The following is a 16,916-nucleotide window of genomic DNA, read 5'->3' on the forward strand; positions in this document are numbered from 1 at the left end:
GGGAGTACCATGTTGCCATTGAACATCCTTTATCAGGATGAGCATCTTGTTGCTGTGCATAAGCCATCTGGGTTACTGGTGCACCGCTCGGCGCTGGCGCGTGGAGAAACACAGTTTTTGCTTCAACGCCTGCGTGACCAAATTGGCAAACGAGTGTATCCGGTGCATCGGTTAGATAGACCCACCTCCGGCGTGATGGTATTTGGCTTATCATCTGAAGCGGCAGCCGTGTTGAGTGAAGGCTTTAGCGAACGGCAGGTAGACAAACGCTATCTGGCGGTAGTGAGGGGCAAAGCGCCGGAGCAAGAGCGTCTTGATTACCCACTACGGGAAGAAGATGGCACGCGCCCCAAAGCCGAGATGCCTGCTATGCCCGCGATGACCGATATTCGTCGCCTGGATAGCGTTGAGTTGCCTGTGCAGGTAGACCGCTATCCAGTGGCGCGCTATTCGCTAGTGGAAGCGCGGCCTATGACCGGGCGTCGACATCAGATCCGCCGCCATCTTTCTCGGCGTGGTTATCCGATTATTGGAGATGCCAAGCACGGCAAAAGTGTCCACAACCGCTTTTTCGCGGATCAGCTGAATGCTCCCCGTTTGCTGTTGGCAGCCAGTTATTTAGCGTTTGATCACCCCTTAACCGATAAGCGCATCCAGCTAAGCTGCGCACTCGATGCGACCATGAGAAGCCTGTTTGAGCAATTCGGCTGGGCTGGGCATCTGCCACTAGATAGCGTGCGAACCCCAATCATCTCAACCCCCGCTGCGCTTCAGCGGTAGTCGTGACGAATCGAACCGTGCTGACAAATAGCATGTTGTAAAATAGAGAGCCTGTAATGTCTTCGGATTATGACTTTCGCTTTGGCGGCATTCGCCGCTTGTATGGCCAACGTGCTGCCACGGCGTTTCGCCATGCCCATGTTGTGGTCGTGGGTGTGGGTGGCGTGGGCAGTTGGACGGTAGAAGCGCTGGCGCGTTCTGGCATTGGCAAGCTGACGCTGATTGATTTGGATGACGTGTGCGTGTCCAACGTCAATCGTCAGCTCCATGCGTTAGACGGCACTATTGGCCAGCCAAAGGTAGACGTGTTGGCCGAGCGTTGTCGCTTGATTGCCCCGGAGATAAACGTCGTAGCCGACAGTGCTTTTGTCACACCCACTAACCTTGCCGAGCGTATCCCCGATGATGCCGATCATGTGGTGGACGCGATTGATAGCGTGATCGCCAAGGCAGCGCTAATCGCTTGGTGCAAACGACGTAAACTACCGATTACCGTGACGGGAGCTGCAGGCGGTCAGACGGATCCTACCCGCATTCAGGTGGCAGATTTAACACGTACTGAACACGATCCACTGCTTTCCAAGGTGCGCTCGCGGCTGCGCCGTGATTATGGTTTTTCGCGTAATCCTAAGCGGCGCTTTTCCGTTGAGTGTGTCTATTCCGATGAACAGCTGGTGTACCCTGGCGCTGACGGCGAAGTCTGTCTGCAAAAGCCCGGCAACGGTGATGCTACCCGTTTAGACTGCGCCTCAGGCTTTGGCGCGGCCACCTTTGTCACTGGTACGTTTGGGTTTGTCGCTGCCTCAAAAGTGCTCGAACGACTGGCTAAAAAAGCCGCTAAGCCCATGCCTTCAACGACCCAACAAGAGGAAAGTGAATGACTGCGCCTGTTCCCGGCATATATCGCCACTATAAAGGTAGCCTTTACGAAGTGCTGGGCACCGCTCAGCACAGTGAAACTGAAGAGGTGCTAGTCGTTTACCGTGCGCTTTACGGCGACTACGGCTTGTGGGTGCGCCCGCTGACAATGTTCACTGAAAGCGTTAACAAAGATGGTCAGCCACAGCCGCGCTTTGCGCTAGAGAAAGCGTTTAATTAATCCGGCGTTCCCTAAGTAACCTCTGATTAACTATTGCGCTTGGTCATACTGCGTTAAAAGTCGCCTCAAAATGCTCATTTACAACCCGTAAACTCCGCTTTTTCGTTGATTTTTGCCTTGTCTGACCTGCGCTCATAACGTTAATCAGAGGTTACCTAACGGCGACACCACTCGATAGCGTTACGGTTCTCTCTTCGATATTTATGCGCCACCCGGGTCTTTTCTCAACAAAGTCCCGGGTGTTTTTGTTGTGCGCTATTGCTTATATTCCAAAATGAGATATGTTTATAACAATTGTTTTGTCGGGGTTGTGCCATGCGCTGCTGCTGAGAGCGGCAGCGAGAAACGCTAGGAGAGATGCATGCAAACACAATCGTTAGAGAAGGGCGTTGCTATTACTTCACAGCTCACGGTCGAGGAGCTTGAGCAGGTAAAAGCTCAGGGCTTTAAAACGGTGATCTGTAACTGCAAGCCTGGCGAAAGCGCTGAGTTTTCTGGAGAGGATGCTTACCGCTTTAAAGCAGCAGAACTTGGCCTTCATTGGGTACACATTCCGGTGACCCCCGGCGAGTATAGCCAAGCGGATGTCGCTGCTTTTGCTCAGGCGTTGCAGCAGCTACCTCGGCCTATTTTGGCGTTTTGTCGGTCAGGTAAGCGTGCTACCCATCTTTGGGCTTACGCAAAGCGCCATACCGAAAAATGCGATCTGGCGGAACTATTTTCCGCTGCTAAAGCAGCCGGTTTTGATTTGGAAGCGCACCGCCAAGGGCTTGAAAATCAGACGGCGTAGGCGTGCGGTGTGATTTGCCTTAGTCAGTGCTATTACCAGAGCGAGTACTCCCCATGAACATAGAGCGTTGGGTGCCTGTGGTTGGCTGGCTGCGGCGCTATAACCGGGCTTTGTTATTTAAAGATTCGCTGGCAGCCGTTATCGTCACGCTAATGCTGGTGCCCCAGGCGTTGGCCTATGCCTTACTGGCTGGGTTGCCGCCAGAGATGGGGCTGTATGCCAGTATGCTACCGCTGGTGCTTTACGCCATCTTTGGTACCAGTGCCAGCTTGGCGGTAGGGCCGGTAGCCGTGGCAGCGTTAATGACGGCGTCGGCTTTAAGCAGCTTTGCTACTCCAGGCAGCCCTGAATATATTGGTGCTGCACTGGTGTTGGCGGCGCTTTCAGGAGTGATGTTGATTGCCATGGGCGTGCTGCGGCTGGGCTTTTTGGTCAACTTCTTAAGCCATCCGGTTATTTCTGGGTTTATCACTGCGTCGGGTATTTTGATCGCCATTAGTCAGCTCAAGCATATTCTAGGTGTTGAGGCTGCGGGGCATAATGTCATCGAGCTGCTGGGCGCACTGTTCAGCCAGTGGCAACAGATCAATCTCATCACGCTGCTGATTGGTCTAGGGGTGTGGGGCTATTTGCTGGTTTGCCGCAAGCGCTTGAATACCTGGCTGATGGCAATAGGTATCTCGGCCAGTACTTCGGGATTGATAGTCAAAGCCGCGCCGATTTCAGCGGTGATGGTGACTACACTGCTGGCCTGGCACTTTAACTTGGGGCAGTACGGTGTGGACCTGGTCGGCTTTGTGCCTAGCGGCTTGCCTGCCATTGAGCTGCCTAGCCTAGATCAGTCGCTATGGCTTGGCCTGTTGCCTGCCGCTTTATTGATCAGTTTGGTGGGCTTTGTAGAATCGGTATCCGTGGCGCAAACCCTGGCGGCTAAGCGCCGCCAGCGTATCGATCCAAATCAAGAACTCATCGCTCTTGGGATGGCCAATTTGGGCGCTGGCGTCAGCGGTGGTTCGCCGGTTTCAGGTGGGTTTTCACGCTCGGTAGTGAACTTTGAAGCGGGGGCGGCAACACCGTTGGCCGGGGCATTTACCGCTTTAGGTATTGTGCTTTCTACGCTGTTGCTCACGGGGCTGCTGGCCTTTCTGCCGACGGCGACATTGGCCGCTACTATTATCGTCGCCGTGGGCACATTGATTGATCTGCCCGCAGTAAAGCGCACTTGGCAATACTCCCGCAGCGACGGCGTGGCAATGGTGGCGACCTTGCTTCTGACCTTGTTGCACAGTGTCGAGGTCGGCATTATCAGCGGTGTGGTGCTGTCACTAGGGCTGCACCTGTATCGCACCAGCCAGCCCCATAGTGCCGTAGTAGGGCGGGTGCCGGGCACCGAGCATTTTCGCAATGTGAAGCGCCATGAGGTCGAAACCGATCAACATGTGGCCATGTTGCGCATTGATGAAAGCCTTTACTTTGCTAACGCTCGCTACTTAGAAGATACCGTGATGGCGCTGGCTGCTCGTTCCCCTTCGTTAAAACACATTGTATTGACCTGCCAGGCGGTGAACGTGATTGATGCGTCCGCACTTGAAAGCTTAGAAGCGATTAACGGACGGTTAAAAGATGCTGGCGCAACGCTGCACTTGGCGGAAGTGAAAGGCCCTGTGATGGATCGATTAATAAATACAGCGCTTTACCGCGAGCTAACAGGGCAGGTGTTTTTTACCACCTTTGAGGCTTGGCAGGCGCTGGCTCTCCCCACACAGAATGAAAAGCCGCAACCCTGCGCTTAATGGTCACCCGTGATTGGAGAAAATGGCGTGAACGCGTTAGCTTAGCCCTAACGTATTGACGACACTCCAGGGAACGGCCATGACCTCGCTATCACCGCAGCAGACGCTGAAGGCAGTATTCGGATTTGATGATTTTCGCGGCGGCCAGCAGGCGGTGGTCTCCAGAGTGTTGGAGGGGCACTCCACGGCGGCAATTTTTGCTACCGGGGCGGGGAAGTCACTCTGTTATCAGTTGCCTGCACTTCATCTTCCACACCTAACTCTAGTGGTGTCGCCGCTGCTGGCACTGATGCAGGATCAGCTCGCTTTCTTGGCGCGCCATGGTGTTGCAGCCGCCAGTATTGATTCCACCCAAGACCGCGATACGACCCGTGATGTGATTGAGCGCGCTAAAAACGGTGAGCTGAAGATCCTTATGGTGTCGGTGGAGAGGCTTAAGAACGAGCGCTTTCGGCACTTTCTGCGTCAGGTGCAAATATCACTGCTAGTGGTTGATGAAGCACACTGTCTTTCTGAGTGGGGACATAACTTCCGCCCCGATTACCTTAAACTGCCCGATTATCAGCGTGATTTTGCTATTCCCCAGGTGTTGCTACTGACAGCCACGGCCACGCCAGCGGTTATCGCTGATATGCGTGAGAAGTTCTCAATCGTACCGGAAAATGTCATTACCACTGGCTTTTATCGCGCTAACTTAGAGCTTCTGGTGGTGCCCGCCATGGAAAATCGCCAGCAACAGCTGATTGATTGGCTTATGCCAAAAATGCCGCCTGGCAACGAAGCGCCTACGATTATTTACGTCACCTTGCAGCAAGCCGCCGAGCAGCTGGCAAGTGCGCTGGCCGCCCAGGGGATTGCTGCCCAGGCGTACCATGCGGGACTGGATTCAGCCCGCCGCGACGACATTCAGCGCCAGTTTATGAACGGCGAATCGCCCTGCATAGTTGCTACCATTGCCTTCGGTATGGGGATTGATAAAGGCAATATCCGCAACGTTGTGCACTTTGATCTGCCTAAATCGATTGAGAATTACAGCCAGGAAATTGGTCGGGCAGGACGCGATGGACTGCCTTCCACCTGTTTAACCATTGCCGGACGCGACGGTCTGCGAGTGCTGGAAAACTTCGTTTATGGCGACACGCCTGAGTACGCGGGTATTTTGCGTTTATTGGAGGAAATCTCATCAGCCGGTCAAGCGCCAGATCGCCAGTGGGAAGTGCTGCTCAACACGCTTTCCCGAGATACCAATATCCGCCTGCTGCCACTTAAAACGCTGCTGGTGCGGTTGGAAATGCATGGCATAATTGCGCCGCGCTTTGCGTTCTTAGCCGAGTATCGGTTGCGCTACCATATTGAGCCTACTGACTTGGTGGGGCGCTTTGAAGGAGAGCGCGCGGCCTTTGTACGCTTGTTGATCGACAATATTGCTATTGCTCGCACCTGGGGAACGGTAGATTTTGAGCGCCTGCATCAGGCTGGGCAGGCACAGCAAATCGATGCTTCCCGTGCCCGTGTCATTACCGCGCTTGAATACTTCCAGGATAAAGGTTGGTTGACCCTGGAAGGTAAGCGCATGACCGATGTGTATGAAATTTGTCAGCCGGAATTTTCGGTCGCGGCGATGGCAAGCCAGTTATTTAATGAGTGTCTAGATCGGGAGCGAATCGAAATTGAACGGTTGCACTCCATGCTGGCACTGTTTGAGTCGCAAAGCTGCCTGACTCGGCGGTTAGCTGAGCATTTCGGGGATACCACCTTCGATGGGCCACTTGATACCGAGCAGCGCCGCTGTGGCCACTGCTCGGTATGCTACGGCAGCCCGGTTCGGCTACCGGATACGACGCCATTACCCACGCTGTCTGAGAATGATTTTATCCGCTATGCCACACCGCTGATTGAACGCCATACCGAACAGTTCGGCCAGACGCCCAGCGCTCAGCGGTTGGCGCACTTCTTATGTGGTTTAACCATGCCGATTTTTACCCCACTCAAAGCCCGTGGCCTTAACGGCTTCGCGGTCTTTGAGCAGCGTGCCTACCCTGAAGTACGACAGTGGGCAGAGCGCTGTTTGGCTAGCGCTGGCAGTTAAAGCATTACTCCCAAGCGGGGAACGGATCGGGTAGCTGCTTCCACGCTTCCATGCCTTGTAATAGCTCAGCTTCGCTTAGCAAGCAGGCGTCTAGTGCGTCACGCATCTTGGCTTGGTCCAAGTTCTGGCCGATAAACACCAGTTCCTGGCGCATATCGCCAAATGGCTCCTGCCACTTTTCCATAATGAACTGGCGAGTTTCAGGATCTTCCGGCCAGTTAGCTTCAGGGATAGCTTTCCAGAACACGCCCGCTAGGCCGTGATGAGCAATACCACCTGCTTGGCTCCATTGGCCTGCGAAGCGTGGCCGAGTAGCAAGCCAGAAAAAGCCTTTCGAACGTAGCAGCCCCTTACCAAACCACTGTTCATTGAGTAAATCGTGAAATTTCTGCGGGTTGAAAGGGCGGCGAGCATGATAGGCAAAGCTACCGATACCGTACTCTTCGGTTTCTGGCACATGCTCGCCACGCATTTCTTTTAGCCAACCAGGCGCTTGCTGAGCGCGCTCAAAATTGAACTTGCCAGTATTAAGCACCTTCTCTAGCGGCACGCCACCCTGAGTGATGGGCACCAGCTCTGCATCAGGGTTGAGTGAGCGTAGAATCGCCGTTAGCGCATCAAGTTCTTTTTTATTGATCAGATCCGTTTTGCTGATCAGTAATACATCACAAAACTCGATCTGGTCGACCAGCAGGTCTGCAACGTTACGCTCGTCGTCTTCACCCAAGCTTTCACCCGCTTCAGCGAGGCTTTGCGCTTCGCGGTACTGCTCAAGAAAGTTGGCACCATCGACGACAGTGACCAGCGTATCAAGGCGTGCAACGTGGGAAAGGCTCTGGCCGCTTTCATCCTCAAAGGTGAAAGTTTCCGCCACCGGTAGCGGTTCGGAAATCCCCGTGGACTCAATCACCAAGTAATCAAATTTACCTTCTCTGGCCAGTTGGCTAACTTCTTCTAGCAGGTCTTCACGCAGCGTGCAGCAAATGCAGCCGTTGCTCATTTCTACTAACCGCTCTTCAGAACGGTTCAGCGCTACCTCGCCATCTAACGTGGACTCGCCAGGGCTGCCACGCACTAATGCACCGTCGATATTGACCTCGCTCATATCGTTAACGATCACCGCTACCCGGCGGCCCTCGCGATTGGCAAGAATATGATTAAGTACGGTGGTTTTACCGGCACCTAGGAAGCCCGACAGCACGGTGACGGGCAGGGGAGAAAACACGGTCATTGTGAATGTACCTCTAAGCGGGTTTTGATAAGCGGCATCATGTTATGTGATAATATAACATTAAATAGACGGTTAAAAAGACCCTTTAGAAGATGGCATCCTCTGATTTTTCGTAGCAAATGATGATTAACGCTTATATTGCGTTGGGCAGTAGCCGCGTAAAACATTCGGCGATCGCAAGGCTGTGTGTTTAGTTGCGCGACCTGTAACGCGTTTACGCCACAGTCGAAACGAGGCCGGCTTAAGCTGGTGGCGCATTACCTCTATGACGTCCGGCTCGCCTAGGCTAAACAGAGTGTTGATCGCTTCAAACGGGGTGCGATCTTCCCAGGCCATTTCAATCACGCGGGACTGCTCTTCTGCGGGTAAACGACGGAAGCGTTTCACAGCTGCTTTAGGCATTGGTCACCTTACATGTTGATGAAGCGTGCAAGTAACGGGTTGCTATTAATTGTACCAGTATTGGACGCTGCTGTTTTAGTTGTACTGGTATCTTGAAGAGATATGCAGTTGTGAGGGCAGTTTACTTGACTGCTAAAAGCGCGCGAAAAAGGCCATTCATCAACACGGGCTCGTCGCGGAGAATGTTAAAGCCTGCTTGTTGAAGCAGTGGCGTTGCCTGACGGGTGATGTCGGTCGCGATCAATGAAGTGAGGGCGTTCAGTGCTCGCCGACTTGGACCGGCAGTGTGGGTGTCGGGTTGGAATTTATCCATAACACATAGCTGCCCGTCGTTTTTCAGTACCCGGTGCGCTTCGACTAGCCCTTGTTCAGGATTGGGCATTACCGCCAAAATAAGATGCATCACAACGACGTCAAAATGCGCATCTGGATAGTCCAGTGCTTCAGCATCCATCACACGACATACCACGTCACGTTGCGCATGTTCTGCTCGTTCACGGGCTCGCGTCACCATTGCGGGGGTCAGGTCGGTTAAATGGATTTCTAATTCGCGCGGTAAATAAGGTAGGTCTAACCCGGTGCCTGCACCCACCAGCAGCACTCGCATGCCGGGTTCCCAGTCAACTTGGTTAAGCGCATTTCTGCGGGGTTTGCGAAACGCTTTAGTCGCCACCAAATCATAGACTGGTGCGTAAATGCTATAGCGCAAGCGGTTCCAGGCGGTGGTATTTACCATAGGGTCTCTACCTCGATATAGGATCTTTGTCTCGACATAAGATCTTTGCCTCGACATGAGATCTTGGCCTCGAAAAGGGCGCTGCGCGTTCAATGAATCGCGTTTAACGTTTGCGAAGGGCTTTCGCCAAACTGTTGCTTATAGTCATGAGCAAATTGTCCCAAATGCCAAAAGCCCCAGTAAGTGGCAATTTCTGTCACTGTTTGGTGAGGCTCTGCGCTGCGCAGAGCACGACGTACTCTATTCAGCCGTGTTAAACGTAAAAACTGCAGCGGACTAATACCAAGGATAGACGTAAAACTGTATTGCAGCGTGCGCCTGCTGACATGAGTTAGCTCGCATAGCGTTTCCATGGTGACGGGACCTTCCAGGTGTTCATCAACATAGCGCTTCACTCGGTCAACCACTGCTTTCCGATGAGGATAGCTGGGAGGCAATTCATGGCTTGTTTGGTTGGCTTTTAATACCTCCATTAGGCCTGTTAGCAAAATATCTTGATGAACATTTTCAGCGATGGGGCCTTGCTGATTTGAGAGTAAGCGTTCAAGTAGAAAAGACACCGCATGCAGCGTTTCAGGCGCTACCCGACGGCGGGGTGAATCTTGCCACTCATGATCAAGTATCACCCCCTGCCGCTGGGCGGCAGCCTGTAATAACGGCATACGTATCACTAGTCCGTAGATATCAAATGCCTCGGGAGTTACCAGCTCAAAATCACGACCGCCGGGGTGGCACATTACCTCATGTTCTTCCAGCGCCTGCCCATTAATTCGTGACCCTAGTGCTTGAAGGGGGATGCCCAGCCAGAGAGAGTTAGACCACACTCGGCAGTCTTGTCGCAGTGCTTGCCCGGTATGTTCCTTAAACACCTGCATGGCGGGTAACTCAATTTCATCTAGTCGCCCATAAAAGCGGCCAGGACTTAACTGATCATATTGCTGCTGCCAGCGGGTCAGATTTTGGGCATGTTCGTCGGCATCAAACGCCTCTTGAATGCATTTTTTTGGTGCAATGTCTTGGCTCGTTAGCGTCATGAAAAACTCCTGTGAACATGATTAAAGCGCCATCACGTTGCGTGCTTTGCTCTAACTTATTGTATTTAATTTGTTTTTTTATAAGCATGACAGGTTTGCCAAAACTCGATACTCCCCATTAAGTGATAGCGCTACTGTGGAAACAAGCAAATTATGTTCCTCGACGCGCATTCGGCACCACTGTTTTAGATAGCTCTGTTTTAGAAAAACGGTTTTTGAGAACACGGTTTTGAGAACATAGTTTTTGAGAACATGGTTTTGGAGATAGCTGTTTTAGATAGAACTGTTTTAAATAGCCTCGTTTTGAGGAGCATTGTTTAAACGAATATTGATTTAGAAATAAATGTTTTAGAAATATACGTTTTCCTAAATCATCGCTTTTAAATATAAAAAAGGAAGGTCCCATGGCGCAGACCTATCACACAACTGTTGGAAGCCGCCGCTATCGCTTTAATGGCTTGGCGGAATTGATGGCCAAGGCCACGCCGCCACGCTCCGGTGACCGCTTGGCAGGTGTCATTGCAGAATCAGCAGAAGAGCGGGTAGTGGCGCAAATGGTGCTGGCAGAGCTACCACTTACCACGTTTTTGAACGATGTGCTGATCCCCTATGAGCAAGACGAAATTACCCGTTTAATCATCGATGAGCATGATGCTGCTGCGTTTGCGCCACTGAAGCATTTAACCGTGGGTGACTTGCGTAACTGGCTGTTGTCTGACTATGCCACCAGCGATGTGTTAGCCGCGGCTCGCCCTGGCATTACCCCTGAAATGGCCGCCGCTGTTAGCAAGTTGATGCGCAATCAAGATTTGATGCTGGTCGCCAAGAAGTGCCATGTGACGACCGCATTTCGTAATACGATTGGTTTGCCGGGGCGGTTATCGACGCGTTTGCAGCCCAACCATCCTACCGATGACGTGACCGGGATTGCCGCCAGTATTCTGGATGGCTTGCTGTATGGCAGTGGCGACGCGGTCATTGGGATCAATCCTGCTACTGATAATGTCGCCCAAAGCATCAAGCTAATGCGCCTGATGGATGATGTCATTCAGAAATATGAAATACCCACCCAGTCCTGCGTGCTCACGCATGTGACCAACACGCTCGAAGCGATTGAGCAGGGCGCACCGGTAGATCTTGTTTTTCAATCCATTGGTGGTACCGAAGCCACCAACCGCAGCTTTGGCTTTGATTTGAGTACGCTGGCAGAAGCCGAGGCGGCCGCTCAGACGCTGAATCGCGGTACGGTCGGGCGCAATGTGATGTATTTCGAAACCGGGCAAGGCAGCTCGCTTTCCGCTGATGCTCATCATGGTTTGGACCAGCAAACCTGTGAAGCCCGTGCCTATGCGGTGGCGCGCAAGTTTAATCCGCTGCTGGTGAATACGGTGGTGGGATTTATCGGCCCTGAGTATTTGTACGATGGCAAAGAGATCACCCGAGCGGGGCTGGAAGACCACTTCTGCGGCAAGTTGCTAGGCGTGCCCATGGGCTGTGATGTTTGCTACACCAATCACGCTGAAGCCGATCAAAATGATATGGACAACCTGCTAACGCTGTTAGGCGTGGCGGGCTGTAGCTTTGTGATGGGTATCCCTGGCTCTGACGACATCATGCTCAACTATCAAACCACGTCCTTTCACGATGCCCTTTACGCACGGCGCGTGCTTGGGTTGAAGGCCGCTCCGGAGTTTGAGCAGTGGCTGGCGAAGATGCAAATCTTCCAAGACGTTTCTTCCTATCGGTTAAATGATCAACTCCCGGCCGCTTTCGCGAATAGCCTGCGCCACCTACCAAAGGAGGCTGCTCGCGATGTCTGATAATGAAGCGAAAAAAGCCCCACCGATGGTGATCGCTAACCCATGGGAGCGGCTGAGGGCATTTACCGATGCTCGCATTGGGCTTGGGCGGGCGGGCATTAGTCTGCCCACCCATCAGCTATTGGCGTTTCAACTGGCTCATGCCCAAGCCCAGGATGCCGTTCACTGCCCCCTTGAATGTCACGCGCTGGCCGATGAGTTAACGACAGCGCTGAGCCTGAACCAGACACCTATTCATGTACATAGCCACGCAGTGGATCGGGCCATGTATCTGCAGCGTCCGGATTATGGCCGTCGTCTTGACGACACTTCGCGAGAGCAACTGCAACAAGCGGCGCAACGTGGCCAGCGCTTTGATTTAGCGGTGGTGATTGTCGATGGACTTTCCGCACTGGCGGTACAGCAGAACAGTGCGCCGTTTCTTACTGCGCTGTATCGCGCCTTTGAGAGTGATCAGCGAGAGTGGCAGCTCGCGCCACTAACCATCGTAGAGCAGGGCCGCGTGGCGATTGGTGACGAGGTTGGCGCGCTGCTTAATGCCGATGCCGTGCTGGTGATGATTGGTGAGCGCCCAGGCTTAAGCTCCCCCGATAGCCTCGGGCTGTATATGACCTGGGAACCAGAAGTGGGCTTAAAAGATGATCGCCGCAACTGCATTTCAAACGTGCGTCCAGCAGGGCTTAAACCGGAAGAAGCCGCGCGGCGCTTGTTGTTGCTATTAACCGAAGCCCGTCAGCGGAAACTGTCTGGCGTGCAACTGAAAGATCGTAGCGAGGACAACGTATTAGACGGTGCAACAGGGGGGACAACTCAAAACTTTCTGGTGGCCGATTAGTGTGTGCTTGCGCGCTAAACGCAACCCATTAACGACATATCAATAACAACACTTATAAAAACGCTCCTAACAACACTCCTAACAACAATATGGAACCAACACCCCGACTCAGCACGCCGCTGACAACGATTGCGTTCCACACTGAAAAGGGCATGACAATGACACAACCTTCTGTCGATCAAGCGTATTTGGCCAAGCGCCAACTGCGCAAAGGCACCGCGGGCTGGCTATTACTAGCAGGGCTTGGGGTTTCTTATGTTATTTCCGGTGATTTTGCCGGCTGGAACTTCGGTATTGCCGAAGCGGGTTGGGGTGGCTTTGCCATTGCCGCCTGCTTAATGGCGATGATGTATCTTGCACTCGTATTAGCATTGGCGGAAATGTCCGCAGCGATTCCAGCCGCTGGCGGCGGCTATAGCTTTGCCCGCCAAGCGATGGGGCCAGCCGGTGGCTATTTAACCGGGCTTGCGGTGTTGATTGAGTACGCTCTTGCGCCTGCTGCGATCGTGATTTTCATTGGCTCGGCAGTCGAATCGCTGCTGGGCATTAATGGGCCGCTGGTTTACCTGCTGTTTTACGCAGTGTTTATCGGTATTCACCTAGCAGGCGTGGGTGAAGCGCTAAAAGTAATGATGGTGATTAGCGGCCTAGCGGTATTTGCGATTTTGGCCACGGCAGTGGCGTTGATTGGCAATTTCGATGCAGCGAATCTGTTTGATATTGCGCCCACTGATGCAGCCGGTGCGAGCACCTTTATGCCCTATGGTTGGTACGGTATATGGGCAGCGCTGCCGTTTGGGATGTGGCTGTTTTTAGCGGTTGAGGGCGTGCCACTAGCGGCAGAGGAAGCCAAAGACCCCGCGCGGGATATGCCTAAAGGGATTATTGCCGCGATGCTATTCCTGCTGTTTACCGCCTTATTGGTCGTAGTGTTGCTGGCAGGCGCGGCGGGAGCCGAAATGATTGGTCAAAGTGGGGTGCCGCTGGTCGATGCGCTTAACGTTGCGGGCAACCCAACACTTGCCACGCTGGTTAATGTGTTGGGTCTTGCGGGGCTGGTGGCGTCATTTTTCTCGATTATCTATGGCTACAGCCGTTTGGTGTTTGCGCTTTCTCGTGCGGGCTATTTACCAAAGCCGCTGTCACTGACCAGCGAGCGTAAAGTGCCTTATCTGGCGCTGATTGTGCCTGGTGTATTTGGCTTTTTGGTCTCGCTTAGCGGCGAGGGTGATCTGATTCTAGGAATGGCCGTTGTCGGCGCGACGCTCTCTTATGCATTGATGGCGCTCAGCCACATTCTACTGCGAGTGAAACAGCCTGACTTACCACGCCCTTATAAAACACCCGGTGGTGTGGTGACCTCTGGCGTTGCGTTAGTGCTTTCCCTCGTCGCGCTTACCGGAGTCTATGCTTTCGACCCCCGCGCGTTTAATTACACCATCGTTCTGTTCATTGCTGGTGCAGCGTACTACTTCCTTTACAGCAAGAATAAGCTGGTGGCGAAAACTGCTGAAGAGGAGTTTGCGCTGGTGACTGCTGCCCCGGAAGAGTTAGACATTGATGAGCCGGCGCCAGCTGCTGCCAAGCTGTAATGTTTGATCTTAATCGCCTAGGCTGACTAGGCAGTTTAAGCCTCTGTGCCCAATGGCCCAGAGGCTTTTTATGATAAGTACTAAAACAGCCAGCTGCTTTTTAAATATACGGATTACCCACCAAGGTCTTCTCGCATGTAGTGCTCCGTTACGCGAAGCTGGGGGAAATCCTCAGGAGCACCGCCATGAAGCACTCTCCCGCGTATCGTTTAGCGGCCACTATTTTGCATGGATTTGATGGCTACCGAGCACGCTTCAAGCAAATTACCTTTGACGCCAGTCGGCGTTTTCGTGATGCGGCGTGGCGTGATGCCCAGCAAGCCTCAGCGGCGCGGATTAACCTTTATGGGGAGAAAGTGGGCGATACGCTGGCACGTTTGCAGCGTACCTTTGATCATGAGGTCCTTACGTACTGCGAGACATGGCGGGAGGCACGTGAGCACTATGCGCAGCTGATTAGCCAGCGGCTGGATTACGAGTTGGCCGAGACGTTTTTTAACTCACTATTCTGCTCGATTTTCCACCACCGCCATATTCGCAATGACTGGATGTTTGTGTACAGCTCCCGAGAAGATGCTGCGCACCATTCTGGAATTGAGCTTTGTCGACAGTATTCCGTCAATGGTGATTGGGCTCAGGCGCTTGCCTGGGCGCTTGAAGAGGCACCGTTTGATAACGCCTTTGCTGATCTGGAGCGCGATATTGAACTAGCTGTTGGCCTATTAGAAACCCTGCTTCCCGCCACTATTTTGCAATCAGAAGACGCTAAGTTAGAGCTATTGAAAAGCGTTTTTTACCGCAATAAAGGAGCCTACTTGGTCGGCCGCATTTTGGGGGGTGGTGAGCAGGTGCCACTGGTGTTGCCCATTCTACATGGTGAAGGGTTTGGCGAGCAGCAGGGCGGCGACCCCTGCCTGCACCTGGATACCGTGCTAACCGAGACCGATGAAGTCTCGATTATTTTTTCGTTTACCCGTGCCTACTTCCAAGTCGATGTGCCGGTGCCTGGGGAGTTTGTTCACTACTTAAAACAGCTCATGCCCCATAAGCCTGAAGGCGAACTGTATGCCGCGATTGGCTTTTTTAAGCATGGCAAAACCGAATTTTTCCGTGCCTTAAACCTGCAAGTGGCCAAGCGTGAGGATCAGTTCGTCATTGCGCCTGGGGTGCGTGGCATGGTGATGGCGGTGTTTGTACTGCCCAGTTTTCGTACCGTGTTTAAGATCATTAAAGATAAATTCGATCCGGCCAAAGAGGTCACCCATGCCATAGTGCGCGAGAAATACCGCTTGGTGAAACGCCACGACCGTGTGGGACGTATGGCTGATACCCAGGAGTTCTCGAACTTTATCGTGCGTCAGGATCACTTTGCGCCGGAGTGTCTAGAGCACTTGTTAGAAGTGGCACCGTCGACTGTGTCATTAAAAGATGACAAGGTGATTATTAAGCACTGCTATACCGAACGCATGATGACGCCGTTGAATATCTATCTGGAGCAGTGCAACACGGACGAGCGCGTAATGGTGCTTAAAGACTATGGTAACGCCATTAAACAGATGGCAGCGGCGAACATCTTCCCTGGCGATATGCTGTTAAAAAACTTTGGTGTTACCCGCCATGGTCGAGTGATTTTTTACGATTACGACGAGGTGTGCTATCTCACGGAGTGTCGCTTTAGGCATATGCCGAAATCGTATGGCAATGACTTTCAAGGAGGTGGCGGGGAGAGTTTTTACGTTGGCCCCAACGATATCTTCCCCGAGGAGTTCGGCCCCTTTATGTTTGCCAACCCGGAGCTGCGCGCTATTTTTATGCAACAGCATCCGGAGCTATTTGATCCCGATTACTGGTTGGAGCTACAGCAGGCCATTGTCGATGGTCGGGTGATTGATGTTTATCCATATCGTAATAAGCAGCGCTTCGCGGGGACTATAGGGCAACTGGTATATTAGGAAACAGTAAGAAGTGATTTAGTCGAGGAAAACATGACAGCACCACCGCACCTAGTGGTTTTTACCGGTTCAGGGATTAGCGCCGAAAGCGGTATTAAAACGTTCCGTGCCAGCGATGGCCTGTGGGAAGACCACCCCATCGAAGAGGTCGCTACGCCTGCAGGCTGGCGGCGAGATCCTCAGCGGGTGCTGGAGTTTTATAATCTACGTCGGGAGCAAATTCGTAAGGCCAAGCCCAACGCTGCCCATAAAGCCTTGGCGGCGCTTGAAAAAGATGGCTTTAAAGTCAGCGTAGTTACGCAGAATATTGATGATCTGCATGAGCGTGCAGGGTCGCGAGATGTGTTGCATCTGCATGGTGAGATTTTGAAGGCGCGCTCTTCAGTGGATGCGCGGCTGCATTATCCACTGCTGAAAGGCGGTATTGCGCTAGGCGATGTATGCGATAAGGGCAGCCAGCTGCGTCCGGACGTGGTGTGGTTCGGTGAATCGGTACCGCTGTTTGAAGACGCCTGCGAACTTGTTAGCCAAGCAGATTTTTTGCTGGTGGTGGGTACGTCTCTGGCGGTAATGCCCGCAGCATCGCTGCTATCGTATATTGACCTGGATACCCCGTGTGCGTTGGTCGACCCCGACGCGGATGCCTTAACACCGCCGGGCGTGTTGGCGATTAACACCACGGCAGGTGAAGGCGTTACTGCTTTGGTCAACCAGTGGCGCAAACAGGGTAATTTGATGCTGCCTTAAATTACCTATCGCTCCA

The 16,916-nt window shown here is 52.9% G+C and carries 15 protein-coding genes; 11 read left to right on the top strand and 4 right to left on the bottom strand.

Going from position 1 to position 16,916, the window contains the following annotated elements; genetic code table 11:
• Positions 1 to 9 precede the first annotated feature (9 nt).
• The 6 genes from HVE01_RS11510 to HVE01_RS11535 all read left to right on the top strand — a co-directional run bounded on the left by HVE01_RS11510 (position 10) and on the right by HVE01_RS11535 (position 6,551).
• Positions 10 to 780 (top strand): pseudouridine synthase, encoded by a 771-nt coding sequence (locus tag HVE01_RS11510; RefSeq protein ID WP_146944214.1) that lies wholly within the window; start codon positions 10 to 12, stop codon positions 778 to 780.
• 56 nt (positions 781 to 836) lie between these two features.
• Positions 837 to 1,661, top strand: coding sequence for a tRNA cyclic N6-threonylcarbamoyladenosine(37) synthase TcdA (gene tcdA / locus HVE01_RS11515; protein ID WP_146944216.1), 825 nt, complete (start codon positions 837 to 839; stop codon positions 1,659 to 1,661).
• On the top strand, positions 1,658 to 1,879 hold the full coding sequence (locus HVE01_RS11520; RefSeq protein ID WP_125745542.1) for a DUF1653 domain-containing protein: 222 nt from the start codon (positions 1,658 to 1,660) through the stop codon (positions 1,877 to 1,879). Before tcdA ends, HVE01_RS11520 begins: the two co-directional genes overlap by 4 nt.
• A gap of 361 nt (positions 1,880 to 2,240) precedes the next feature.
• The gene (locus HVE01_RS11525; protein WP_146944218.1) at positions 2,241 to 2,669 is read left to right on the top strand and encodes a protein tyrosine phosphatase family protein; all 429 of its coding nucleotides are present in this window, start codon (positions 2,241 to 2,243) and stop codon (positions 2,667 to 2,669) included.
• A 53-nt stretch (positions 2,670 to 2,722) separates the two neighbouring features.
• A complete protein-coding gene (locus tag HVE01_RS11530) occupies positions 2,723 to 4,462 on the top strand; it encodes a SulP family inorganic anion transporter (RefSeq protein ID WP_146944220.1) in 1,740 nt (579 codons plus the stop codon).
• A gap of 79 nt (positions 4,463 to 4,541) precedes the next feature.
• Positions 4,542 to 6,551, top strand: coding sequence for a RecQ family ATP-dependent DNA helicase (locus HVE01_RS11535; RefSeq protein ID WP_146944222.1), 2,010 nt, complete (start codon positions 4,542 to 4,544; stop codon positions 6,549 to 6,551).
• Between the two features lie 4 nt (positions 6,552 to 6,555).
• Here the strand turns inward: HVE01_RS11535 and zigA are convergent, their stop codons facing one another.
• The 4 genes from zigA to HVE01_RS11555 form a co-directional block, all read right to left on the bottom strand.
• Entirely contained in the window at positions 6,556 to 7,782 is a 1,227-nt protein-coding gene (zigA, locus tag HVE01_RS11540; RefSeq protein WP_146944224.1) for a zinc metallochaperone GTPase ZigA, read from the bottom strand.
• Positions 7,783 to 7,908: 126 nt separating this feature from the next.
• On the bottom strand, positions 7,909 to 8,184 hold the full coding sequence (locus HVE01_RS11545; RefSeq protein WP_146944226.1) for a TIGR03643 family protein: 276 nt from the start codon (positions 8,182 to 8,184) through the stop codon (positions 7,909 to 7,911).
• 121 nt (positions 8,185 to 8,305) lie between these two features.
• A complete protein-coding gene (locus HVE01_RS11550) occupies positions 8,306 to 8,920 on the bottom strand; it encodes a class I SAM-dependent methyltransferase (RefSeq protein WP_125745553.1) in 615 nt (204 codons plus the stop codon).
• An 89-nt stretch (positions 8,921 to 9,009) separates the two neighbouring features.
• On the bottom strand, positions 9,010 to 9,954 hold the full coding sequence (locus tag HVE01_RS11555; RefSeq protein ID WP_146944228.1) for a helix-turn-helix domain-containing protein: 945 nt from the start codon (positions 9,952 to 9,954) through the stop codon (positions 9,010 to 9,012).
• Positions 9,955 to 10,358: 404 nt separating this feature from the next.
• On the opposite strand from HVE01_RS11555, the gene HVE01_RS11560 reads away from it, so the two are divergent.
• The 5 genes from HVE01_RS11560 (at position 10,359) to HVE01_RS11580 (ending at position 16,900) form a co-directional block, all read left to right on the top strand.
• Positions 10,359 to 11,774 carry an ethanolamine ammonia-lyase subunit EutB gene (locus HVE01_RS11560; RefSeq protein ID WP_146944230.1) on the top strand — a complete coding sequence of 472 codons (1,416 nt, stop codon included), beginning with the start codon at positions 10,359 to 10,361 and terminating at the stop codon, positions 11,772 to 11,774.
• A complete protein-coding gene (eutC, locus tag HVE01_RS11565; RefSeq protein ID WP_146944232.1) occupies positions 11,767 to 12,609 on the top strand; it encodes an ethanolamine ammonia-lyase subunit EutC in 843 nt (280 codons plus the stop codon). The genes HVE01_RS11560 and eutC overlap by 8 nt, the downstream gene beginning before the upstream one ends.
• 158 nt (positions 12,610 to 12,767) lie before the next feature.
• On the top strand, positions 12,768 to 14,201 hold the full coding sequence (gene eat / locus HVE01_RS11570) for an ethanolamine permease (protein WP_146944234.1): 1,434 nt from the start codon (positions 12,768 to 12,770) through the stop codon (positions 14,199 to 14,201).
• A 185-nt stretch (positions 14,202 to 14,386) separates the two neighbouring features.
• A complete protein-coding gene (gene aceK / locus HVE01_RS11575) occupies positions 14,387 to 16,153 on the top strand; it encodes a bifunctional isocitrate dehydrogenase kinase/phosphatase (RefSeq protein WP_125745563.1) in 1,767 nt (588 codons plus the stop codon).
• Between the two features lie 33 nt (positions 16,154 to 16,186).
• Complete coding sequence (locus HVE01_RS11580; protein WP_146944236.1) at positions 16,187 to 16,900, top strand: SIR2 family NAD-dependent protein deacylase; 714 nt, start codon at positions 16,187 to 16,189, stop codon at positions 16,898 to 16,900.
• The last annotated feature ends 16 nt before the right edge of the window (positions 16,901 to 16,916 follow it).

The organism is Vreelandella venusta, from assembly GCF_007989605.1.
GTDB lineage: Bacteria > Pseudomonadota > Gammaproteobacteria > Pseudomonadales > Halomonadaceae > Vreelandella > Vreelandella venusta.